This is a genomic window from Bradyrhizobium sp. USDA 4510, assembly GCF_054059095.1.
This window is the reverse complement of record NZ_JBSSBT010000001.1, coordinates 3,127,554-3,150,898: the sequence shown is the minus strand read 5'-3', so window position 1 is coordinate 3,150,898 and position 23,345 is coordinate 3,127,554. Positions and strand designations below refer to the sequence as shown.

The window sequence follows — 23,345 nt, the reverse complement described above, 5'->3', positions numbered from 1 at the left end:
TTTGACTGTTCCGATTCACCTCAACTGGAAACCGCTCTAGGCTGCCATAAGCTATGTGCTGGATTCTTCGTCCTTTGAGACGAGCAATATGTTGTAGAGCCGCTCGAATCCATGGTCCTGCCGGTCTTCGACATACTCTCCGTCACAGATAAGCTGTTCGCGCCAGAACAGAAGTAATTCGGAAAGACTAGGCCTGCGAGGCAGCACTTGCAGTAGCACCGCCGGGAAAACATTCAACTCCGGCTTCAAGACGTGAGCGAGTTTCTCCCAAAGGGTCGAGTTCAATTTTTCCAGGTTACATCGTCTGCAACAACAGCGCAGATTGTCGGGGTCGTCGGTGCCTAGAATTCGTGGCACTACATGATCAACGCTAGGAGCGTTTGGCACATAGCGAAATCCGCGCAACTCTTTGGGAGTTGCTTGACCGCAAAGATAGCAGCGGAATCCGTCGCGTTCGAAGATAGCCGTTCGATCCAGAGCGATGGGGCGCAAGCCGTGGGTAAGGCCATAGTCGCAGTACTCCGAACAATGTGCTCGCCGGTGAGCGGCGAGCACAGATGGGGGTGCTGCAGGAATGGCGATCTCACGCCCCAAATTCGGCACGAAAAGAGTGCCGCAGTATTGGCATTCGCGCTGCTCTGACTCTGGCATGCCGTCATACCACAGCACGCGTCGGTGGGGCGACTTCCGCATCCTCGCCGTGAAGCGTCGATGGGGCAACTCGCGCTTGTAACGTTCCTCTAGATAGGCTGTGTTTAGCGCAGGCAGAGATGCTATCAGGGACGAAAAATGGTCACGAGCTAATGTCACTTCTTTATCTGGCCGAATTTGGCCCCTCTCTATTCTTCAGAGTCTGAGGCCTCAGCAACCGAAGGCGGATTGGTGGTCCGCAACAGCTGAACCGATTTCACTTCGCCGTCGATCTCTCGAAAGGCGATCTCCATCCAGATCGAGTCCCGACTGTTTAGCGCCTCAAAGATCGCCTTTCGGGACGGATCAGAGAATAGAGTATCTCCGAACTTAATCCGATACTGCTGCTTCTTGTCCGGGGTACTGATGAGGACGCTCAGCTCATGTGGATCGCTGGTGTTGATATCAAGCACCCGCATCCTTTGGATCGCGATTCGCAGCTCGGCTTTCTTTCTCGGCGTTGTCCGCAGCAACTCGGCGTCCTGCTGGGTCAGATGTGTATCGTTTATCGAACTTTCGGAGGTTTTGGATGCTGCTTTAAGCAAAGCATCGTTCGTGGCCGTGAGAGCCTCCAACGCGCGGCTGAGAATCTCGCCCTGCTTTTCGAGCACGCCGGTAATTTTCTTGAGGGCTTCCAACTGGCCCGTGGAGCTGAGAGTAAGCGCCTTCAACGCCTCGATGTGATCTTTGCTTTTCAACTCCTCAATCTTGATGGCTCTCTGCTGTTCGAGCCATGCATTGAAGGCCCAGTTGCCACCTATTAGGACGGCCACACATACGAGGACGATGGCCGTCTGCTTGCCATCGAGTTTGCCAATCATCTGCTTCAACAATCCCGGAACGATCTTTTCCAGTTTAGCTGTAAGGTTGGAGCTGCCATCAGTAACGAGGACGCTGATCTGTAGTTCGGCCTTGACGGCATCAGAAAGCTGTCCGCTATCAGCCACTCCCGCAGAAGCTTGAGCGGCCAACTGGTAGATTTGCTTCTGCAGTTCAAGAAACGCCTCCATGAACGGGGGCGTAATGCTCGACGAGACCTCGGGATGAGGTATGTAGATATGAACTTGAGGCCAATCGCCTAGGTCTAAATGTTCAAATTCAGGACTGAACGGATCTTCAATTTTCTCTAGCTGATCCAGTAGCTGCAGTGCAGCTTCTGGCGAGCTATCCCGCAATGCTATTGTCACAGGCCAACACTCCTCCCTCTTGCCGGTAGGGAAACTCTTATCGATCCAACATACCTAGCTCTGATGCGCGATAGTGCTGTAATGGATTCTACTTTAGGTTAATACCGGCTACGGTCAAATACGGTGGCCTAGCCGTATTCCGCCCAATGAGAAGCCGTCCTGGCTTTTGCCGGGGATGCACGTTGCCGGCGATGCCAAGTGCGACCGGGGGCGCCATCCCGATGCGACCCACGAATTGACCTCCCGCGTGGTGAGCGTCGCACGGCGGCAGGACTGTCGCGCAAAGACCCATCCGCATGGGTTCATTGGGGCAGCCCCGCTTTCAGAAGGCCCTCAATCAGCAGCTTCCCGTATGGTTGCCCAGCCCGAGCGAGTTATGCGGATATCGTAAAGCCGGGATCGACCTCAAGCAGACGACCTACCGCCTCACGCGCCTCGGCATTGCGCCCTAAATGGGCCAAAGCGGACACCAAAGCGCGGTGAGTTGATGAGTCCGATGAGTTGTGACGAAGAGCCTTCTTGGAAACCGCGACTGCCTCTTCGAAGCGCTGAAGCTCGATCAATGACTGGCCAATGCCGGTAAGCGGATTGTGAAGCAGAGGAAACAACGGGTCCAGCCGAATGCCGCGTTCGAAGCTCCGAATTGCTTCTTCGAAGTGGCCTGCATACTTGTAAACCCAGCCTCTTCCGCGCCATGCGCGAGCATCATTTGGATTTAACGCGACCGCACGCTCAACAAGATCGATGCCAGCTTCGTGGTCGCCGATAAGAAAAGCGGTAACCAACCCCGTTATGCTCAGTGCTTGCGCGTCATTCGCGTCGAGGCTCAACGCCAAGCGAGCCAGCCGAATTGCTTCATTGCGGTCGAATTGAAGATCAATCGAATAGCCCAACGCGACCCTTGCACGATGGGCATCAGCCGCCAACATGGCGGCCAAGATGCAGCGCGGGTCAAGGTCCAGCGCACGATGCGCCAATTGCAGTGCTTCGGCATAACCTTCTCGGCTCACGAGATAGTACGGCTTCCGTGCTCTTAGATACAAGTCATAGGCCGTTAGATTTTCCGGGCGGCGGAGCATCGCCATTTCAATTTCGGCTTCAAGTAGCTTGGGTTGAATGGCCGAGACTACGGCGACCGTTACTTCGTCCTGCAGAGCGAAGATATCTGACAGGTCGCGCTCAAACCTATCCGCCCAGATGTGGGCGCCATTCACCGCATCGATCAACTGGCCCGTGATGCGAACCTTTCCTGCCGCCTTTCGCACCGACCCTTCAAGGACGTAGCGCACGCCCAGCTTACGTCCGACCTCCTTGATATCGACTGCCTTGCCTTTGAACGTAAAGCTCGAATTGCGCGCTATTACGAACAGTGACTTGAAGCGCGACAAGGCCGTGATGATGTCCTCCACCAAGCCATCGGCAAAATACTCCTGCTCTGGGTCTCCGCTCATGTTCTGGAACGGCAGCACGGCGATGGAGGGCTTGTCCGGGAGTGGAGGCGCCGCGCTCAGCCTCTCGATCAGCGCGCTAGACGTCCCCGCACGCACGACGTAAGCGCGAACCGACTTGGAGATGTTCTTGAGTTGCTGCTCGCCGCGATCTTCGAAGCCAGCGTCCAGCTTGCCTTCCACCTCGTTGTACACCTTCTCTGAGATCAGGATGCCGCCCGGATCGGCGATCCCTTCCAGCCGAACCGCGATGTTAATCCCGTCGCCATAGAGGTCGCCGTCCTGGCCGACGATGACATCGCCCAAGTTGAGCCCGATGCGCAATTTGAGGGGACTGCTGCCGGTGGCTAGATGATCCTGTATCTCGATCGCGCATCGCGTGGCGGCCAAGGGACTTGCGAACTCGACGAGAGCGCCGTCGCCTGTTGTCTTGATCAGGCGACCGTCGTGGCGAGACAGGCTCGGCTCGATCAGATCGCGCTTGAGCCGCTCGAACTCGGCATAGGTGGCTTCTTCAGCCCTCTGCATGAGCGCGGAATAGCCGACAACGTCTGCGGCCAAGATGGCAGCTAACCGCCGTTGAACACGCCCCTCGGGCAAAGCTGCCCCCTGCATTCAAGGTCAACCGTGGTGTATCAAACCACAGCGGGAGATCGTTCCGCTAGCTAGTTTCCCACGGCAAAGGCGGTCGCGGATGCCCGGCGCCATGGCATCCGTACTACTACGGGCCGGGGAAGCCAGTTCTTTGCCTCGCGGCAGCGGTTCGAAACCGAAACGGCGCGAAGCGGATGTTCGTCGGCTAGGTTAGACGCCCTCAAGCGCGATCAGCATGTCGAGATCGCTGGTGCATTCTTTTCGGAGCGCGATCAGCGGCTGATATTCGGACGAAGCATACCAAGCGTCGAGTGATTGCTTGTCGGGAAACTCGATGATGACAACGCGCTCCGGCTCCCAATGGCCGCCTTCCGGAAATTGATGCGCGTTGCCCTTTGTCAGATACCGGCCGCCGTATTTTTCGATTATCGGCCCGACCTTGACCCGGTACTCCTCAAACACAGCGGCCTCGGTGACGATGTGCTCAGCAATCAAATAAGCCTTCGGCATGGCTACTCTCTCGCCTATAGCCCCGGCAGGAAGCCTATCACGGCCCGGCAATGCGAAGGGGCAAGGTCATTCGTTAAGGTACTTTGAGGCCTGCCCTCGCGACGGGGGGTACGCGGGACCGCCCCCTTTGAGGATATTTGACCCGGGTATTTTCCCGGTTTGCTTCCTCGACGGCGGACCATCAGACGGCGGTCACAATCGCTACCGATGTTTCCGGATTAATCCATGCGGAAATAAGGGGTGCGCACATGGACGCTGATCGCCAGTATGCCGTGGCCTCGCTGCTCTTCGATTACGTAAAGAGCCCCTCATTGCGGCACCTGCGTGATCCGCACAGCGTACATAAGCTTGCGCGGGACATAGTGACCGCGCTCGATCGGGCGAGTTCGGTTTGGAAAAAGTGGGAGGCGCAACGGGAGGAAGTCGCAAGCGCAGCGGCTCCGTGCTGGATACCGGTAGAAGACCTTCGAGCCTACCTAAATAGCCTGCCCGGCCCTCCACTGACGAAGACAGACGTCGAGCAGCGTTTGCGTGCGATCTGGGAGGAGCCGTACGCATCCTATCCTAAAGATGAGCTCAAGGATGGTTGTCAGGCGCTTTATCACTCGGAGAAGGCACAGGGCACGGAAATGCGCGCGATCATCGGGGTGCTGCAAGAGCACATAGAGCGCGAAGACGACCGGCTCAGGCAGGAGCAGGAGGAACGCTATCGCCGATGGAAAGAAGAAGAACGAGTGAAGCTTGAACAGCGGTTTCTCTCCGGTGCCGATTGTGGGTGGATTCGAATCGACAAATCTGAAGCTTTCTATAGTCGTCGTAATGGCCGGACCTTCCGTATTGTACAGGGTAAGGATAAGCGCTGGGCGCTTTCTCGGGTCAAAACGATTGACGACAAGGGTGAACTTCTCGGCGTTTATCAAGGTCGGGGTGATGCGAATAAAGCGTTGAAGACAATTGCCTACGCGAATGAACCGTAAGGCTGATACACGTATGAGCGCCTTGTGATTCTGAGACCGGCTCCCGGCGGGCGGGCAGCATAGGAGATTGCCAGCCCGCCGGGCCGCGCCGCCATGCCGATGCGTGCGGCGGCGCATCGGAGAGCGTCATGGACCGAGGTGGCGGATGAGACCGGCTTGGCCCTCGTCGTCCCGAGCGATCGGCGGCGGCGCCGAGGCCAGCGTCACGCCGAGCAGAGCCATGGGATCGATGTCCGGCCGATGCATGATCGCCGCGCCGTCGGCGATCCCACGCCACACAAGTTCGGCCTCACACCGCTGGACCGCCAACAGGTCGGCCGAGATTTCCGCGCTGGTGCGTGCGCGCTCCTCGTCCGACAGCGCCGCGTCGTCGTCGCTGACCGCATCGATTTCGGCGCCGAGGCGCTTGATCATGCCGTCCTTATCCCACCACGCCATGAAATTGCGAATGTCGATCAGTTGCCCGAACACGATCGCGCCAGGGCCGGCGTTGAAAATCTCAAACTGGTGATGCGCGAGCGGCCAGTCGATCGACTCGCCGTGCTCGATGCTGCCCGCGGCGTTCGGCCTCCCTTGCTCGGCCCACGCCTCGACCTCGCGGACCATCGCTTCCCTGCGGATAGTGCTCGGATGTGGGGCGGCCGCTACGCGGGCTAAATCGGCGCGCAGTTCTCGCCCGCGACGCTGAATGCGCTCGATCGCGGCGAGGATGCTCTCGCCCTTCTTCACTCCGATGTCGACCGGCTCGTGCATCACGATAGCGGTGCCGCTGCGCACGCTCCTGATCCATGCCTCGGCATTGCCAACGAGCGTGGTCAGAACGTTCAATCGGCCGCCGCGCAACTCGCTCAACTCAGTACGCCGCTTTAGCTCCGCCGTCTTCTTATCGATCTTCGTCTGCTCGATCACGACGCGCGGATCGTCCTCGTCGAGATTGAAGCCATCCGAACCTCTAGGGCCGCGCAGCCGCCGCAGCCGATTGCGGTCGCCCTCGATCTCCAGCCGGAGGCCCTGCGATTCCTCAAATGCAGCCATCATCAGCGTGTGTGCGTCGTCGCTCTGCTGGCGCAAGTCGCGCAGTCGATCGGCGGCCCGCGCCGGCAAAAGATCAGCCTCGTCGCCGATGCGCGGGACCATGATCCCGGGGATGGGACCTCGAACGACGCTGTCGTTTTCCGATCCGGGGACAGCGGTTGGAAAGCCAGCCGCATTGTGGATTTGATCGCGTACCATGATGTGCCCTCGTGGACATTACTTCCCCGAGGGAAAGCACATCCTGTTTGAACCGAAACCGGGGTAGCTCACTTCAAAGACCGCACCGGAGGACGGCGGACCTACTTGATCGCCGCCGGCTCGCGCAACTCGAAGAGGTTTACGAAGTCGGGCCGAGCTTCGCGCTGGTTGGCTTCACCATAGGGCGGGTACGACGCGGCGCGCACGATCTCGTAGAATCGGTCGGGCTTTTCCGAGTGCTCGCCGCGTTCCGCCTCGAAATGCGTCGGCAAGCGCGACGCCGCCTCCCGAGTCGTTGTTTCGCCGAGCGTGGCGAACAACACGTGCTCAGTCGAATTGCGGAAGTAATTGCCCAGCCCGAAGGGAGCCGGCTTGATCCATGTAATGACGCCACGGTGCTGGAATCCCCAATGCGCGATCAGTTCGCAAGCCCTCGCCATGAAATTGTTGGTGACCCAGCAGTACAGGTGACAGCCAGCTTCCTCGTCGGCCCACGCGCGAACGTCAAGCGCGAGGAGTTGCTCGTGGGTTTGCATCGCGTAGCCGGTCCTGGCCCGCGCGGCCTCCGAGAGCCAGTCGTACTCCCACGCGGGATCAATGATGATGGTACGGAATCTGCCCGTGATCGGCGTCAAGCTGAGCACGCGCTGCTCGTCGGCCCGTACCTTCTCAAGCCGTTGGGCCGCGCCGGTCTCGCGGCGCCCGACCAACCGCGCCGCCGCAGGGCCGGACAATGACTTCGCTGCTACCGCGCCGCTGATGGTGGGTGCGGCAATTGCCGCAGTGGCGACTTGAGATTCCTTGTTTTTACTGGGATTTTCGGTAGCTGCTGCGGCATTTGCCGCAACATCCCGACGCATCGTCCTTTCGTCCACGCCAACCAGCTTCGCCAACTGCCTGTTGGACGCCTCGGGTTGAAGCTCCTTGATTCGACTGGCGATCCGTTTGCGGCTCTCAGCCACCATGCGGAAACTGTCCAGCTTGATGCTATCGAGGAAGGCATTGATGTCGTCGAATCCACGGCCGACCGCCTTCCAGCGATCAGCCTCTAGCAGCCATTCCAGCTTATTCCATGCACGTTCGAGGGAGTACCCTGCGATATGCACGCCCTCGGCAAGGCTGCCGTAAGCCTGATCTGCGTCAGCCGATCGGGTGATGATTTCTTGCTTGTCGTGTCGCCGCGCTTCGGAGGCCGCCGTTCCTGCGTTTCGCTTCGCCATGTGAAGTCCCTTTGAGCTTTGCGGGGCCTCGGTGAAGCGGGACGGATCACCGGGCCACGCGTAGTCTCATCGGGACGTCCCCCGGGACTTGAGGATGTCGTTGATGAAGCGCGCGGTCGGCACTCGGTCACGCGCTTTCAGGACTCGCCAAAGCAGTTGACGACGTTCATCACGATGTGGGCATTCGGCGGCAGCGCTCGCGGTCCGCCAACTACCGCCTGCGTAACGCGCGAGATCGCGATGGATGGATTCCGCCTGCTGGTTTCTGCTTCGACCGGGATAGAACCTCCGCGCCAACCGTCGGATGAGATCATTGCGCCGCTCGATCGCTGCTTGCGTTTCGAGTGATCTTTGGCCGGGACCGACGCGCAGCATTTCGCGCAGTCGGGACAAGTCCTCGAGCGAGAGCAAAGTGGGATCGATCCGGACTGCGGCAGTCATGACCTTATGTACCTCGGATAGTTGGCAACAGGCGAGCTTGGTCAGCAGCATGCCTCCCTTACAGTCCCGCGCTGTCGCGCGGCGCTCGGCTCTGCCTCGCGCGCTTTTTGAGCGCTTCGGTAGTTCAGGCAAAAATCTCCGCCCCATATATTTATAGTCTCTATGGAGCGAGGATTTTCTTCGGACGCCCGCGCGGCCTTCCGCTACTTTTGGCGCGCCACCGTTCCCGATCGCGCTCCCGCTTCCGCTCGCGCTTCGCGGTGTCGCGTTCCGCGTCGGTCTGATCGATCGCGCGGATCGTTCGGATGTCGAGCGCGGACCGCTCTACCTTGGTCAGCCGCAGCCGCCATGCCAGCGTTTCGGCCTTCCATTCCTGCGGTTGTGCCTTGACCCGCTCCGCCAGATTCCGCGCCTCGTGCTTTGGCAGCCACGGCGCCCAAAGGGCGGTCCACGCCGCGATATGGTCAACCACGTCGCCGCGCAGATGCGCGATATGATGCGCTGCAATTTCCAGATCGTCGCGGCCTGCATCATCGTCCGGCAAGACGGGACCATAGCGGCGCGCATAGATGCGTTCCAACTCACGTAGCCGCAACCGTGCCATGAACGCGTCCGGGTTACGCTCTTTCTCCTCGCGGCGCCTGACGCGGATGGCAATCGCCCTCCAAGCGTAGCGGCGGTCCTTGTCCTGGCGCCGATCCTCGGATGTCAGCGCTCTCCGGCCTTGCGTGTCTGCGTGGCCCTTGTCAGCCGCGCCCGGGCGGCGCATATTTTGCGCGTCGGCCATCTTCGATCTCCATCGATGGTTGGCGAATTGCAAGAGAAAGCCCGCGCCCGGTGGCGGACCCGCGCGGGCTTTCTTTTGCGCTGGTGGTGTTGGCGGAGATGGTGAGCATTGAGCGACGACCAGTCACAGGCGCGGCTGCTTGCCGAGCCTTTGCGCGGTCGTTTGCAACGAGTGCGTTGATCATGGCGCGCCCGTTATCGAACGGTCGCGCTGGTTGCTCCCATCGCGCTCGTGGCGGCCATGCGCCAGAGCGGCAATCTCTTCAAGGAAGATATCGACCTCGACAACTTGCCGGGGACCTTCTGTGCTAGCTCGGCGTCAGGGGCAATCGTCGTAGCTGCTAATCTTGACATCGGGATTCCCTTTGCGTTGGGCGTGGCCCGGCGAATGGGAAAGCGATCGCCGGGCCGCGCGTGGTGGCAGCGGGAATCCGATCAGGTATAACCACGCGGGGCCGTGAGCAGCATCTAATGTGGGCACCATGGCGGACCTTTCATGAAGGCATTGTAGAACGGCGAGAGCCCATACATGGCACCAAGGGTTACTCAGATTTTTGTCTTTGTCATCCGTAAACAGCGCGCTCTGCCGACCAATTGCGTAAATCAATTTTCTCCGAATGCTTGGTCGCGTTAGTTCCTCTTTGCCCGCTTTTTTCAAACAGGAATATTGACGACGACGCCGAAGCAGAGTGAGGTTGATGCATCGAAGGGCAATGGACATTTGCCCTCTCGCGGCGTCACTGCTCGCAGTCCTTAGCTCAGCGAGCGGCACCACAACAATATTGACGATGGACCCCGGTGCCCCACCGGGAAGTTGGTGCCCGTCATGAGCAGTACAGAGTTAGCGGAGCGCGCTTGCAGCGGAGTGCGAGAGGCGACGGACCAGCATGAAGCCGAGACGAGAAACGGCGAACTCGACAACGCGCCTCGGCCTCGGCGCATGCTGAACGAAAAGCAGGTCCTTGAGATCATCCCGGTGGGACGGACCACGCTTTACCGAATGGAGAAGGCAGGCCGGTTTCCCAAATCGACCTACATCTCGCCGAACCGCCGGGTTTGGTACGAAGATCAGATTGTCCGTTGGCAAGAGACCGTCGATGAATTCGATCGGCGCCGAGGTCGGGGCAAAGGTCGGCGCCACCGGGTTTAGCAGCGCTGCCGATGCGGCAGCGATGGGCCGTGTGGCGCGACCGTCGCCTCTAGTCCGATAGGATTGAGAAAGGAGCACAGCAATGGACTACGCAATTCTATCCGATGACCAGCAGCTCATCTCGGTTTTTCCCGCCGACACTTCACGCGAGCCGTCGAGATCAAGAACCACATTCAAGCCAGCTATAACAAGCGCCACGGATGTGCCGAAATCTTCACGGTGCGCAAGGCGACCCGCACTGAGAGACGGCGCATGAAGGAAGTATCCGGCTTTATGGCCGTGCCGAAATGATGATCGCATCGATCCGCGCCGAGGGCGGGGCAAAGGGCGGCGCCGAGACGCAGCAGACTGATAAGCGCGCCTTGCATTCGGTTTGAGCGAACCAGGCGCCGCACGGCGGCGGTTGAGCCTGAAAGCTTCCCCGTAAACCTACGGGCCACGCTGCACTGCGGGCATACCAATCTAGATCGCCATCTATCTGGACAGCCTAATCCACCGTCGATACCCTGATGGGATTTGGGGGAGGACGATGGACGGTGCAGATCAGTCCGCAAATGCCCCGAAATTGAGCGCGGGCATATCCATCTCAGTCGTTGCTCGCACGCGACAGCATTTTAAGAAGTTCGGGACGATCCTTGCGTCAATCGCTGCGGTCGGTGCCGTTGCCGGAGGGCTCGCCGGCTATTGGCGCGCGTGGGACGTCCTATACAGTCATACACGCAGCGACGCCTCGGCGCCTGCGCAGTCGCCGTCGTTGATTGTCACCAAAGGACCGGCAGTTGCGGTGCTGCCCTTTGCGAACCCGGCCAAGGCGACGGCCCTCGATCCCTTCGCCGACATCGTGACGCAACAGGTTGCGTCCTCCCTTGGTAAGTTCAGCACGTTACGTGTTACTCCCCGCGCGCTGTCCGCCAACCTATCGAAGGACGGAAACACAATCGAGGCGGCCCGGAAGGCCGGAATTGACTATCTTGTGACCGGCGAGGTTCGTCCTTCAGGCGACGGAGCACGTGCCAACATTCAGATTGCCGATTTGAAAACCGGCTCGGAGCTATGGTCGAGGTCTTTCGATGCTAGCGCCCAGGGGGTGCAAACGGAGACCGATGCCTATGAAATCGGAGATGTCGCCGCTGCTCAGATCGGAGGCTATCCCGGGCCAATCATGAGCGCAGATTTCGTGAAGCTCCAACACAAGGATGTCGCCGAGTTCAGCCCATATGAGTGTATCGTCTACGCGCTAACAGCGGGCGCGACCGGCTCGTCGGCCGTGGTCCTCAAGGGCTTGGAATGCTCGAAACAACTGACAGATCAGCAGCCGAACAATGCGCTTGCATTAGCCGCACGTTCGGTCGGTCTTTTTGTGCAAAGGTTTCTCGCGGCTGGCTTACCGATGGACCAAGTCAACCACTCGGACAAGCGGCTTTACTTGAACGAGGAGATTGTGCGCACCGCCGCGCGCGCGGTGGAGCTTGCGCCAGATGATGCATACGTGCGAAGGGCCTACGCCCTTGCAATTAGTACCAAGTGTCAACTCGACCTTTACCGACAAGAGGCCCGAAAGGCTGTCGCGCTCAATCCGAACGATGCTCGGTCACTCGGAGCTCTGGGCAACCAGCTTGCATTTATGGGCGACTGGGATGAAGGCGCAGCAATGGCTGAAAAGGGCATCCGACTAGCAGGCCCAAGTGCTTCGTTTGCTTGGTGGTATGCGCCGGCCAAACGCCATTGGTGGAGAGGCGAATACGAACAATCGGTCGAGGATTTTCGGCACGGCTACCTTGAAGGATTTTGGCTGAGTCATCTCGATCAGGCATATGCCCTACCGTTTCTCGGTCGGATCGACGAGGCCAAAGCGGAAGTAGCAAAGCTATTAAAGCTTAGGCCAGACTTTACCATCCACGAGGCGGACAGCTTCTACCGCATGTACTGCTTCCAGCCCGAATATATCGAGAAGATGAATGGCGCGCTTAGGCAAGCCGGGTTGCCGGAATGAGGAACGCACACGAGTATGAATGATCTAGGGCCCATTGGGGCCCGGCCTTTGGCCGGCTTTCGCCGGCGCGCTGACGCAATTACGCAAGAGATTGATTTTTCAACCATTTTATTTGGCGCGCGGCGAACAAAAAATGCTGGATTACAGGACCACACGACTTCGCTGTCCACGTCAATGCGCACTCGTCAGTCGCGCACTCAGCGTCCACCGCATCCCACACCACGTTCGTGACGATCGTGATCCGCCCCTCGTGTCGGGTGGGATGCGCATATTGAACATCTGAGTTGGGTCAAACGCCAAGCGGAATATTTTCTTATCGCGGGATTGACAGGTTTTTGCTGAGTTGCCCGTCGGGGTGATTTGTCGCAGGTGGTGGGAAGGGATTTAGTTCGCGTCAGTGCAACTCGATCGCGGCGCACACATAGACGAAGCGATACTTGCGGCAAAACTTGTTTGTTTGGCATAACGAAAATGGAATGGGGGATGCGAGCAATGTTCAAAAGCGAAGTGCGCGACAGCACAGTCAATGGCTTGTTAGATAAGGCTAGAGAGAGAAACTACGGCCAATACCTAGCCAGACTAATTCTCAAGAAGGTGCGCGGCTTCAACGACGAACCCATATCCTTCGACTTTCCGGTCACGGCCATCATTGGCCCAAATGGCGGAGGCAAAACCACCGTTTTGGGAGCAGCGGGAATTATTTACAAGGATGTCGCACCTCGCACTTTCTTCTCAAAGAGCGGCAAGTACGACGCTGGAATGCAGGACTGGTCGATAGAATACGAGATCGTCGATCGCAGCGTCGCTAAAGGTCATGTCCGACGAACTGCGAGCTTCAAGAGCCTCAAATGGAATCGTGACGCTATGGACAAACGCCACCGAGTCGTTTGACGATCTGGCTCCCTACTCCCACTCTATCATCTCGGAAAACGTATCGCCGTTGATTTGCAAGCACAATTCTTCAAGTCTGACGGACAAATGCCGACGGTATATCCGCCGCAATTTTGTGGTCTTGAATTCACAGAAAAGTTTGGGACGTTCGCGCTGTCGGCGATTTCGCCATCTATCGTAGTCAATCGAGTGATCCGCGGCACAGACGTGGTCAAGACGGCCGTTACGACGTGGAGTTGAGCTTAGTTCAAATACCGTCAAGGAGCGCGCAGGTGCGGTCGTTCGATGGTCCGTACCTGCCGTGCCTGCCATAGCGCGACTGGGATGCGACCAGTTTAATGCGTGCTACCTTCAGGTTTCGGCTGAGGAGCTGAGGACCGCGAACCGCGATTTGCAACGGTCCCCTCCGCACCATCTGAACCGTAGCTTTCAACCGCAATGCGATGCGACACACCACGAGCGATCGCGTAACACCCCGGCGCGTTACACATGGTGCTAGCCGTCTACTTTAACCGCTATTGTGTTTGTGGGCCCTTAGCTGTCTCCAGCCGCTGTAAACTACCTGAAGGATTCAAATCGTCGGCTGAGGCGTCGTACCTCTGATGATCCCGGCATCTTCCGCGCCCATCGGCTTGAAATCGAGGTACATGTCTGCGCGCGGGATCGCAACTGCACCGGCTCGGGCCACGGCGAGATCCTGCATGCCCGACCCGGAGCCTGCCGCCACTGCGTCAAGAATGAATCCGTCGACGCGGATGGGCAAACCACCGATCAGATTGGTCCAACGACTTTCGTGCGCCAAGGTGACCTGAATCTCCACATCTGCGTGAGCGCCGCCGGTCGGCACGCCGGACAGCGCCGACGTCCGCGCCTTGTTGATGGATGACGTAACGCTCAGGCCTTTCGAGCCGTCCATGCGTCCGAACGCCAAGAGATTGCCGCCAGTATCGACCACCGCGATACACATCGGTTGCCCGATGCGGGTGGCTTCCGTGATGGCTGCGTTGAGCACCTTGAGCGCACCGTCGAGCGTGAGCGTCTTCGTGTCCCTGACGTCGGTCATTGCCGCTCCTCGAACAGTCCTACCGAGAATTCGCGAGCCAGGGTCCGTGCCGCGGCAACAAGGCGCGCATCACCGCCGCGCCAGCCGATGAGAGACAGCCCCACTGGAATAGAGCCGGATGTCGCGACGGGAAGATTCACCTGAGGAAGCCCGGTCAGGCCTGCGATGCCGGTCAGGTCGACGATCTCGTGCACCGCAGCGCGGATCTCCGACAGGCGCGCGTCCCGGCTGATCGGCAGAATGGGCGACGTAGGCAGGCACAGCACGCGCCGCCCGTCGAGCAGATCGTCGAGCCGCTTCGACGCGCTCGTGCGAAAAGCCTTGGCCGCAGCGAGGTCGGCCGGTGGCGTGCGGCCGTCGTCGGCAAACGCGCCAGCGACTTCCGAGGAGAACCGCGGGTTCACCCGGTCGACCCAATCGCGAAAGGTCGCCTGGAATTCGCATCTCTGCAGGATGCGCTGATGCCGCGCCCAGTCGCGAAGCTCGCCTTCGGCCAGGGGTGATACGATGGTCGCAGCGGCCTGATGTAGCCGATCAACGACCGGCTGGAGAGCGCCCTGCACTGGCGCGTCGGCGATGGCAAAGCAGTCGGACGCAATGATGATATCAGTCGGCAGGGCGTCGGGCACCTGCTCGCCGAGCAGCACGGCACCGACCCGCGCGAACGTCGTCGCATCGCGGGCGAAATAGCCGACGGTATCGAACGACGGTGCCTGGGTCATCATGCCGGCGACGGAGATCCGACCGTGCGTCGGCCGCAGTCCGTAGAGCCCGCAGAAGCAGGACGGCACGCGCACCGAACCGCCGGAATCCGTCCCCAAGGCAATATCGACCAGGCCGCCGGCGACGGCCGAGGCGGAGCCGCTCGACGAGCCACCCGGAACACGGTCCGGCGCGCGCGGATTGAGCGGCGTGCCGTAAAATTTGTTGATGCCGAGCAGTCCGAGCGAGATTTCATCGGTGATGGTCTTGCCAGTCAACGCGGCGCCCGCCCCCAGCAGATGGTCGACCGCCCAGGCGTCGGCCTCTGCTACCTCATGCGTGGCGGCCCAGTCCGGATTGCCGCAGCCGGTCACGGTGCCTGCGACATCAAACAAGTCCTTGACCGCAAAGGTCAGGCCTGAGAGCGGCCCTGACCGGTTTGGACCGCGCTGGATGATGGGACCTGGAACGAAGGCGCCGAGCGTGTCTTGCACTGTGTTTTCCCGATTGAAAGGCAAGCGCGCCCGATCGAGCGCGCTTGCCGTCGCCTCATTCCTTGTAGAGCTTGCGGAAGTCGGGATGGGTGTGGAACCAGTACTCAAAGCCCTTGACGTTCTTCTGGACCGCGTAGTCCGCAAAGCGGGTGTAGAGCGGAATGCGCGGCAGATCGGTCATAACGATGTCGACCATCTTGTTCAGACTGGTCTTGTAGATCTCGGGGTCGCGCGTGAAGCGCGCCTCGTCGATCACCTTGTCGAGGCTGGGGTTGACGTAATTGGCGGTATTGAAGACCGAGTTGTTGCCGCCATGGAACGTCCAGAAGAAGAAGTAGTCGGGGTAGTCGAGCCAGCCGTAGAATTCGGCGATGACCATCGGCATCGTCTTGCTGGCCATCTGGGCGAACCAGTTCGAGCCCGGCACCTTCTCGATCGTGAGCTCGACACCAATCGTCTTCAGCGCTTCCTGGATCAGGATGGCGGTCGGCTCACGCACGGTCGATTCCGACAGATCGATCGACAGCGTGGTCTTGAAGCCGTTGGGGAAGCCGGCCTCGGTCAGCAATTGCTTAGCCTTCGCGAGATCCTGGCCATGCTTGATCGGAACCGGCCACGTCGCATCCGGATAGGGTTTATCCGGGTCGCCGCCAAACATCGGCTTGGCGCGGTTATAGAGCGCGGAGCTGACGATTTCCTTGTAAGGGATGGCGTAGGAGATCGCTTCGCGCACTTTGGGATTGTCGAACGGGGCGATCTTGACGTTCATGTCGACGAACACGAGGTCGTTTTGCACGGGCACACCGATGATCGCGACCTTCCCCTGCTCTGCCAGTTCGGCATAGTCCTTCGGGGGCAGGCCGACCGACATATCGACGTCGCCCTTTTCCAGCAGCGCACGGCGCGTGCCGGCCGAGGCGATCTGCCGATAGATCACGCGCTTGAGCTGGGGTAGCGGGCCGGACTTCCAGGCGTCGAACCGAGTAAACACGGTCTGCTGACCGGGTGACCAGGACTCGACTTTGTAAGCACCACCGCCGCAATCATTGCGTGATACCCACTCGAACGCCCAGGGGTCCTGTGGCGTTGCATGCTTCTTGGCGAGCTCTGAATTGACGATGACGGGCACGGGAACGACGAGGTCGGGCATCGTCAGCTTGTTGAACTGGTCGAAGGTCGCTTTGAATGTGTGATCGTCGACCACTGTGAACTGTTCGGGCTTGACCAGCGATCCCGCCGCCATTTGCACCGCCGGAAAGCCGCCGGCGGCGATAGCGCGGTCGAACGACCATTTGACGTCCTTGGCCGTGACTGGGCTGCCGTCGTGGAACGTGGCATCCTTGCGCAGGTGGAAGATGTAGGTCTTGCCGTCCTCGGCGGCTTCCCAGCTTTCGGCCAGCTCCGGGGTCATGACCTTGGCATCGTACGACACCGTGCCATCCGCCAGCTTCTTCTCGCCATGGCTGACGAGCCGGTCGTAGGCCTGCCACACCACCATGCGGCTGTGATCGTTGGCGGTCGGCACCATCGTGTCGAGGCCGTTGGGGCCCATCTCGGACACGATGACCATCGTGTCCTTGGCGATTTCGGCCGCAAGTGCGGGTGCGCCGGGCAAGGCAGCGGACGCTGTGAGCAGCGCCGCTGTGAGAAGTCTACGATCGAGCCTCATGTCGTGCATTCTCCTTGATATGTGAGTGGGAACGTGACGGCAGCATCAGAGACCGAGGTCGCCCAGCAGCTTCGGCCATTTGTGAGCCCACGGACGCGCTTGTTCGAACGCACCGGAGGCTGCGAGCACGGTGCGGTCCGCCAAATGGCGGCCGATGATCTGCATGCCGACAGGCAGGCCGGTCTCGGTGAAGCCGGCGGGAACGGTCGCCGCCGGCTGACCGGTCAGATTGCAGATGAAGGTGAAGCAGAGCCAGTCGCCGGTCGTGACCATCTTCTCTTCGATGATCTCGGGGCCCTGCATGTAGAGAGGGAACGCTGGCACTGCAAGCGTCGGCGTGATCAGCAGGTCGTAGTTGGCCATGAACCGCCACATGCGATTGCAGACCATCTGGCGCATCATCTTGGCGTCGGTGAATTCCTCCGCGGTCCACTGTCGCTGCAGCAGCGCGACGAGATGCGGCGACATCTCCTTTTCGTGCCCCTTCATCATGCGGCGCATACCGGTCAGATCAGTGTCGCCGGCAACGATGGTCCAGAATTGCGGGAACGGATCGTCCCATCCGGGACTGGCGCGCTCGACTGTGCAGCCGAGATCAGTCTCGAACACGCGCACCGCCTCGGAGACGACGCGGCGCACCTCCGGGTCAACAGGCGCATAGCCCCAGTCTTCGCTATAGGCGATGCGAAGGCCCTTGATGCTTTCCCTGGTGGCAGCGACATAGTCGAAGTCGGCGGCCGGAATCGAATAGCGATCGCGCGGGTCAGGTCCGGTGATCACCTTGAGCATCAGCGCCGAGTCGGCCACGGTCCGGCTCATGGGACCGACGTGTTCGAGCGATTCCCAGCTTGACACGCCGGGATAGCGCTCATCGCGGCAACCTGGGTAGAGCGGCACCCGGCCCATCGAGGCCTTGATTCCGTACAGTCCGCAGAGTGCAGAGGGAATCCTGATCGATCCGCCGCCATCGGAACCGATCGCAAATGGCGCGACGCCCGCTGCGACCGATGCACCCGAGCCGGCGCTCGATCCGCCGGACGTCATGTCGAGATTCCAGGGATTGCGCGTGGCCGGGAAAACAGGATTGTGACCGACGCCGCTGTAACCGAACTCCGGCACATTGGTCTTGCCGATGATGACGGCGCCAGCGTCCTTCAGCCGTTCAACCACGATGTCATCCTCATCAGGCACGAAGTCCCGATAGAGGGGCGAGCCCATCACGGTCAGGATGTCCTTGGTGGCGACGAGATCCTTGATTCCGATCGGCACGCCCGCCAGCAGGCCCGGATCCTTGCCGGCTGCAATCTTGGCGTCGACCGCGGCGGCGGCGGCGCGTGCCACATCGGGCGTCGGCGTGCAGAAGGCATGGATGTGGGGTTCGAGCTTCTCCATGCGGCGCAGAACGGCTTCCGTGACCTCGGCGGCAGAAAGCGTCTTGTCCCTGACTTTCGCCGCGACGGTCATGGCATCCATACGGCAGATCTCGTTGTCAGCGCTCATCGGTTTCTCCAGGCGGTGAAGGGGCAAAATGGCAGGCAGCGAAGTGGTCCGGACCTACCGCGCGAAGTGGCGGCATAACCCTGGTGCAAATATCGGCCCCCTTGGGACAGCGGCCGTAGAAGCGGCAAACGTTCGGATCCGGATCGATGGGGCTGCTCGGACTGCCGTCGAGCCTGACCCGCGCTCCGCCGCGCCGTGCCGGATCCGGGATCGCCGCAACGAGGGCCTGCGTGTAAGGGTGAAGCGACGCCGTGAAGAGCGTCTCGGCCGGCGCGATCTCGACGATCTTGCCAAGATACATCACGACCACACGCGAGCAGAGAAGCCGCACTACGTTGAGATCGTGCGACACGAACAAATAACTCATCGACAACCGGGCGCGCAGGTCGGCGAGCAACCGCAGGATCACGGCCTGGACCGACACGTCAAGCGCAGAGGTCGGTTCGTCGAGGATCAGCAGCGAAGGTTCGACCGCGACGGCACGCGCGATGCCGACGCGTGCGCGCTGGCCGCCGGACAGCTGATGCGGATAGCGCTGCAGCAGCTCTTCCGGCAATCCGACCAGTGCGGCCGTGGCGCGCACGCGCTTGTCCAGCTCAGCGCCGTTGGTCATCCCGAGCAGCCGCTTCAGCGGATCGGCGATTGCCTGAAAAGCGCGAAACGAGGGATTGAGGCTTTCGGTCGCGTCCTGGAACACGACCTGAATGCGCCGCCGGCTCGGCGAGGCTGCAAATTGGGCTTGCGTCACGGCGGTGAGATCCTCACCACCGATCAGGACCTGGCCGACCGTCGGATCGATCAGCCGGCCAAGCAGGCGAACCATGGTGGATTTGCCGCAGCCGGACTCACCGACCAGGCCGACGCTTTCGCCGGCACCGATGGTCAGATCCACATCGTCGACCGCATGCAGCCGCGCGCCGCGCCCTCTCCGCTTGATCGGGTAAAACTTGGACAGCGATTTGACTTCGAGCAGCGGCATCATGACAGCGGAAACCGGCAGCGCACGAGGTGCGCGGGCGACAATTCGGTCCAGGGCAACTCCGCCTCGTCACAGATCAGCTGCCGCCGCTCACAGCGGCCGCTGAAGCGGCATGGCGGCAACGCACCGCGCAAATCGGGCAGATGACCGGGAATAGAATTGAGGTCGTCCAGACGGGATTCGGGCACGGGCGTGGCAGCCAGCAGCTGGCGCGTATAAGGATGTGCCGGATGCTGCAGGAGCGCCTCAGTCGTCCCGATCTCGACAATGTGCCCGGCGTGCATGACCGCGATCCGATCGCAATACTCGCCGGCTAGGCCGAGGTCGTGCGTAATCAACAGCGTCGACATCCGCGTCGACCGGCTCATCTCCCTGATAAGATCCATGATGACGGCTTGCGTCGTTACATCGAGCCCCGTCGTGGGCTCATCGGCAATCAGCACGGACGGCGTGCAGGCCAGCGCCATCGCGATCATCACGCGCTGGCACATGCCGCCCGAGAGTTCGAACGGATAGGCGTCCGCCCGACGTTCGGGATCGGGGATGCGGACCCGCGCCAGGGCCGCAATCGCCGCTTTCTTGAGATCGCGGCTCGGCAAGCCGGCATGCTCCTGCAGCACGTCCTCAATCTGCTTGCCGATCTTGCGGATCGGATTGAGCGCCGTACGGGGGCTCTGAAAGATCATCGCCATCTCGCGCCCGCGAATCTCGCGCATGGCCTCTGGCCGCGCGGCCAGAAGATCGATTCCGCCCATCGTGATGCTGCCCTTGGTGATCCGCGCGGCTTCATCGTTCAGGCCCATGACGGTGTAGGCGGTAACCGATTTTCCGGACCCGCTTTCACCGACCACGCCGACGATCTCGCCGCGCGTCACGGACAGGCTCACGCTGTCGAGTGCGCGCACCACGCCGTGACGGGTACGAAATTCCAGGGAGAGGTCGTCGATCTCGAGCTGTGCCATCAGACGCGCTTCCTCGGATCGAGCAGGTCGCGCAGTCCGTCGCCCAGCATGTTGAAGGAAAACACCGCGAGCACGAGCGCCGCGCCCGGGAACATGAAGGCCCACCACTCGCCGGAAATGATGTAGCTCGCGCCTTCCGACACCATGATGCCCCACTCCGGCGTCGGCGGCCGCACCCCGAGTCCGATGAAGGACAGGCCGGCGGCGTTGAGGATCGCCCAGCCCATGTTGAGCGAGGCCTGCACCATCATCGGCGGCAGAATGTTCGGCACGATGTGGTTGACGAGAACGCGCAGCGCTCCGTTGCCGCCCATGCGCGCCGCCTCGACATAGCCGAGCTCGCGCCGCACGTTGACCTCGGCGCGCGCGAAGCGGCAGTAGAATGGCAGGTTGATGATCATCGTGGCGATGATGATGTTGGCGACGCTGTTGCCGAGCGCCACCACGATGCCCATCGCCAGCACGAACAGCGGGAACGCCATGATGGTGTCCATGGCGCGGCCAATGATGCGGTCGGTCCAGCCGCCGAAATAGCCGGCCATAGAGCCCAGCGCGAGGCCCACTACGAACGACAGCGCTACCGCCGAAACCGCCATGCCGAGGTCGAGGCGTGTCGCCACGATGACGCGGCTGAGGATGTCTCGGCCAAGCGCATCGGTGCCGAACGGATGCAGCGCACTGGGTCGCGCCAGCTTGGTGGTGGCGGAGGTCAGCAGCGGATCATAGGGCGCGATATAAGGGCCAAAGATCGCGAACAGCGCGAGCAGCGCCAAAATGATCACGGCGACCAGCGTCAGGCGATTTTCGCCGAAGGCATAACCGGTGTTGCGGGCGAGCGTGATGATGCTCATCGCTCAGCCCTCGTACCGGACGCGGGGATCGACCAGCGTCGCGAAGATGTCGACAGCGAGATTGAGCAGAACGTAGAGCACCGCCATCATCAGGACGAAGCCCTGCACTGCGGCGTAGTCGGAGGCGATTACGGCCGATACCGCATAGGCGCCGACGCCCTGCCAACCGAACACCTGTTCGATCAGGACGTTGGAGCCAAGCAGGAACGAGAACACCATGCCGAGAACGCTGCTCACGGGTAGCAGCACGTTGCGGAATGCGTAGGTCATCAGGATCTTGCGGACCGGCAGTCCGCTGGCGCGCGCGGTGCGGATGAAATCGCTGCCCAGCGCCTCCAGCATCGCTGCCCGCGTGATGCGCGCGATCGGCGCCAGCGCGAACAGGCCGAGCGATATCGCGGGCAGGATCAATTGGGACAATGCCGCGCGGAGCACCGGCCAGTCACCCGCAATGAGGGCGTCGACGGTGTAGGCTCCGGTGACGTGCGGCGGCGGCGAAAAGGTAATCTCGTTTAGGCGGCCGAGCGGCTGCGGCGCCCAGCCGAGCAGGAAATAGAAGATATATACGAACAGCAGACCGACGAAGAACGTCGGAAAGGCTGCACTCACGGTGACGAGCCCGCGGCAGGCATGATCGACCCCACCGTTGATGCGGGTCGCAGCCCACACGCCCATCGGGATGGCGATGCTGATCGCGAACAGCAGCGCGAAGGACGATAATTCGAGCGACGCCGGCAGCCTTTCGATCAGATCGGTCAACACCGGCTGGCCGGTCGTGAGCGAGCGGCCGAGGTTGCCATGCGCGAGGTCAATCACATAGTGCAGGAACTGCACCGGAAGCGGGCGATCGAGTCCAAGTGTAGCGCGGATGTTCTCGATCGATGCGGCGTTCGCGGCGGGCCCAGCGAAGAAGGCCGCAGGGTCGCCGGGCAGCGCGTGCGAGATGAAGAACGTGAGAACAACAACTCCGATCAGGCTCGGGATGGTGCCCAGCAAACGTTTCCAAACGAAAGCCATCAGCGGTTCGCCTGCCGTTACTCACCGAAGCGACGGCATCGCTGCCGGAGCGCATCAACGTGATCGGGCCCCGTCAACGTCAGACGCAGCCGGGGGCAATCGACATGCATCACAGTCATGCAAAAGGTTAAGCAAGCGCTATGCCAGCTCGGTCATTCCGGTGATCGAGCCGGCAAGTTCTCGAATTGGAGGTTTTTGGGATGCAACGCCGTCGCGCTCGCGCCGAAAAAGAAGCGATGTTGAGCCATCGCTGCTTCAGTTTTCGCCACATGCATCTAATTCATGCACTGGCGCGATCGCCTCAGTGGACCTGCGGCGTGTTGACCCAGACGATCCGCGCTTCGTCCGGCCCGACATTGCGATAACTGTTGGTCAAATAAGCCTTGAAGAAGAAGGAGTCGCCGGCCGTCATCAGATATGTGGTGTCGTCGACGGTGAGTTCGATGGTTCCTGACACGAGGTAGCCGACGGCTTCGCCCTGATGGGTGATGAGGTCGACCTTCTCGCCGCCCGGGGCGACCACATGAATGTTGCCCTCGAGCAAATTGCCCGCGGCGATCGGCACCAATCGCTCATAGGTCACACCGGTGCCGCCGCGCAGTGCGTCCACCAGCACCTTGAGCCGGTCCTCAGGCTTCTGCACCAGCTTGTAGTCGTCGATCTTTAGGCCAAAAAACGAGGCCATGTCTCGGTCGAGCGCGTGGACCATCTTGTCGAGCATGGGCAGCGACGGCATGACCTTGCCGGCCTCGATCTTGGAAATCATGCTCTCGTCACATCCGACGACCTGCGCCAGGTCTCTCATGCGCAGCCCCTTGGACAACCGGGCACGCCGGAGGCGCGGTCCAATATTCAAGGCATTGTTTTCGGACGTCACGTTACGTTCCCAGCAATGCAAGCGGGCTAATACTATGCATATAAATCACATGATTTACCAGCATGTCGTGGCAAATCCAGAGCAAATTTGGGGAAGCCGCCCTCTCGCCCG

General features: G+C 60.7%; 21 protein-coding genes. 4 read left to right on the top strand and 17 right to left on the bottom strand.

Features of this window, described 5'->3' with window-relative positions; all coding sequences use genetic code 11:
- Positions 1-51: 51 nt before the first annotated feature.
- The 4 genes from ACVMDN_RS14095 to ACVMDN_RS14080 form a co-directional block, all read right to left on the bottom strand.
- Positions 52-651, bottom strand: coding sequence for an HNH endonuclease (locus ACVMDN_RS14095; RefSeq protein ID WP_456843642.1), 600 nt, complete (start codon positions 649-651; stop codon positions 52-54).
- Positions 652-839: 188 nt separating this feature from the next.
- A complete protein-coding gene (locus ACVMDN_RS14090; RefSeq protein ID WP_456835156.1) occupies positions 840-1,877 on the bottom strand; it encodes a hypothetical protein in 1,038 nt (345 codons plus the stop codon).
- A gap of 374 nt (positions 1,878-2,251) precedes the next feature.
- Positions 2,252-3,886: an adenylate/guanylate cyclase domain-containing protein gene (locus tag ACVMDN_RS14085; RefSeq protein WP_456835157.1), complete on the bottom strand. Its 1,635-nt coding sequence runs from the start codon at positions 3,884-3,886 to the stop codon at positions 2,252-2,254.
- A 243-nt stretch (positions 3,887-4,129) separates the two neighbouring features.
- Positions 4,130-4,429 (bottom strand): DUF1330 domain-containing protein, encoded by a 300-nt coding sequence (locus ACVMDN_RS14080; protein WP_456835158.1) that lies wholly within the window; start codon positions 4,427-4,429, stop codon positions 4,130-4,132.
- Between the two features lie 248 nt (positions 4,430-4,677).
- Here ACVMDN_RS14080 and ACVMDN_RS14075 point away from each other — a divergent pair, with 248 nt between their 5' ends.
- Positions 4,678-5,406, top strand: a complete 729-nt coding sequence (locus ACVMDN_RS14075) for a hypothetical protein (protein WP_456835159.1) — start codon at positions 4,678-4,680, stop codon at positions 5,404-5,406.
- 126 nt (positions 5,407-5,532) lie between these two features.
- Here ACVMDN_RS14075 and ACVMDN_RS14070 read toward each other — a convergent pair whose 3' ends face one another.
- The 4 genes from ACVMDN_RS14070 to ACVMDN_RS14055 all read right to left on the bottom strand — a co-directional run bounded on the left by ACVMDN_RS14070 (position 5,533) and on the right by ACVMDN_RS14055 (position 9,087).
- Complete coding sequence (locus tag ACVMDN_RS14070; protein WP_456835160.1) at positions 5,533-6,639, bottom strand: hypothetical protein; 1,107 nt, start codon at positions 6,637-6,639, stop codon at positions 5,533-5,535.
- A gap of 101 nt (positions 6,640-6,740) precedes the next feature.
- A complete protein-coding gene (locus ACVMDN_RS14065; protein WP_456835161.1) occupies positions 6,741-7,859 on the bottom strand; it encodes an MT-A70 family methyltransferase in 1,119 nt (372 codons plus the stop codon).
- Positions 7,860-7,925: 66 nt separating this feature from the next.
- Positions 7,926-8,351, bottom strand: coding sequence for a hypothetical protein (locus ACVMDN_RS14060; RefSeq protein ID WP_456835162.1), 426 nt, complete (start codon positions 8,349-8,351; stop codon positions 7,926-7,928).
- A gap of 109 nt (positions 8,352-8,460) precedes the next feature.
- Positions 8,461-9,087, bottom strand: a complete 627-nt coding sequence (locus tag ACVMDN_RS14055; protein ID WP_456835163.1) for a hypothetical protein — start codon at positions 9,085-9,087, stop codon at positions 8,461-8,463.
- Between the two features lie 825 nt (positions 9,088-9,912).
- Between ACVMDN_RS14055 and ACVMDN_RS14050 the strand changes: the two genes are divergently transcribed.
- The 3 genes from ACVMDN_RS14050 to ACVMDN_RS14040 all read left to right on the top strand — a co-directional run bounded on the left by ACVMDN_RS14050 (position 9,913) and on the right by ACVMDN_RS14040 (position 13,120).
- Positions 9,913-10,236 carry a helix-turn-helix transcriptional regulator gene (locus ACVMDN_RS14050; protein ID WP_456843641.1) on the top strand — a complete coding sequence of 108 codons (324 nt, stop codon included), beginning with the start codon at positions 9,913-9,915 and terminating at the stop codon, positions 10,234-10,236.
- Positions 10,237-10,765: 529 nt separating this feature from the next.
- Complete coding sequence (locus ACVMDN_RS14045; RefSeq protein ID WP_456835164.1) at positions 10,766-12,229, top strand: tetratricopeptide repeat protein; 1,464 nt, start codon at positions 10,766-10,768, stop codon at positions 12,227-12,229.
- Between the two features lie 492 nt (positions 12,230-12,721).
- Entirely contained in the window at positions 12,722-13,120 is a 399-nt protein-coding gene (locus tag ACVMDN_RS14040) for an AAA family ATPase (protein WP_456835165.1), read from the top strand.
- Positions 13,121-13,691: 571 nt separating this feature from the next.
- Here the strand turns inward: ACVMDN_RS14040 and ACVMDN_RS14035 are convergent.
- The 9 genes from ACVMDN_RS14035 to ACVMDN_RS13995 form a co-directional block, all read right to left on the bottom strand.
- Positions 13,692-14,183 (bottom strand): GlcG/HbpS family heme-binding protein, encoded by a 492-nt coding sequence (locus ACVMDN_RS14035; protein WP_141342859.1) that lies wholly within the window; start codon positions 14,181-14,183, stop codon positions 13,692-13,694.
- On the bottom strand, positions 14,180-15,379 hold the full coding sequence (locus ACVMDN_RS14030) for an amidase (protein ID WP_456835166.1): 1,200 nt from the start codon (positions 15,377-15,379) through the stop codon (positions 14,180-14,182). Before ACVMDN_RS14030 ends, ACVMDN_RS14035 begins: the two co-directional genes overlap by 4 nt.
- Positions 15,380-15,434: 55 nt before the next feature.
- Positions 15,435-17,048, bottom strand: coding sequence for an ABC transporter substrate-binding protein (locus tag ACVMDN_RS14025; protein WP_141342861.1), 1,614 nt, complete (start codon positions 17,046-17,048; stop codon positions 15,435-15,437).
- A gap of 45 nt (positions 17,049-17,093) precedes the next feature.
- Entirely contained in the window at positions 17,094-18,548 is a 1,455-nt protein-coding gene (locus ACVMDN_RS14020; RefSeq protein WP_141342862.1) for an amidase, read from the bottom strand.
- Entirely contained in the window at positions 18,538-19,527 is a 990-nt protein-coding gene (locus ACVMDN_RS14015) for an ABC transporter ATP-binding protein (RefSeq protein ID WP_375166567.1), read from the bottom strand. The genes ACVMDN_RS14020 and ACVMDN_RS14015 overlap by 11 nt, the downstream gene beginning before the upstream one ends.
- Positions 19,527-20,489, bottom strand: a complete 963-nt coding sequence (locus ACVMDN_RS14010) for an ABC transporter ATP-binding protein (protein ID WP_141342864.1) — start codon at positions 20,487-20,489, stop codon at positions 19,527-19,529. The genes ACVMDN_RS14015 and ACVMDN_RS14010 overlap by 1 nt, the downstream gene beginning before the upstream one ends.
- On the bottom strand, positions 20,489-21,340 hold the full coding sequence (locus tag ACVMDN_RS14005; RefSeq protein ID WP_141342865.1) for an ABC transporter permease: 852 nt from the start codon (positions 21,338-21,340) through the stop codon (positions 20,489-20,491). Before ACVMDN_RS14005 ends, ACVMDN_RS14010 begins: the two co-directional genes overlap by 1 nt.
- Positions 21,341-21,343: 3 nt before the next feature.
- A complete protein-coding gene (locus ACVMDN_RS14000; RefSeq protein ID WP_253625997.1) occupies positions 21,344-22,360 on the bottom strand; it encodes an ABC transporter permease in 1,017 nt (338 codons plus the stop codon).
- Positions 22,361-22,658: 298 nt separating this feature from the next.
- Positions 22,659-23,234 carry a cupin domain-containing protein gene (locus ACVMDN_RS13995; protein WP_143270795.1) on the bottom strand — a complete coding sequence of 192 codons (576 nt, stop codon included), beginning with the start codon at positions 23,232-23,234 and terminating at the stop codon, positions 22,659-22,661.
- Positions 23,235-23,345: the final 111 nt, after the last annotated feature.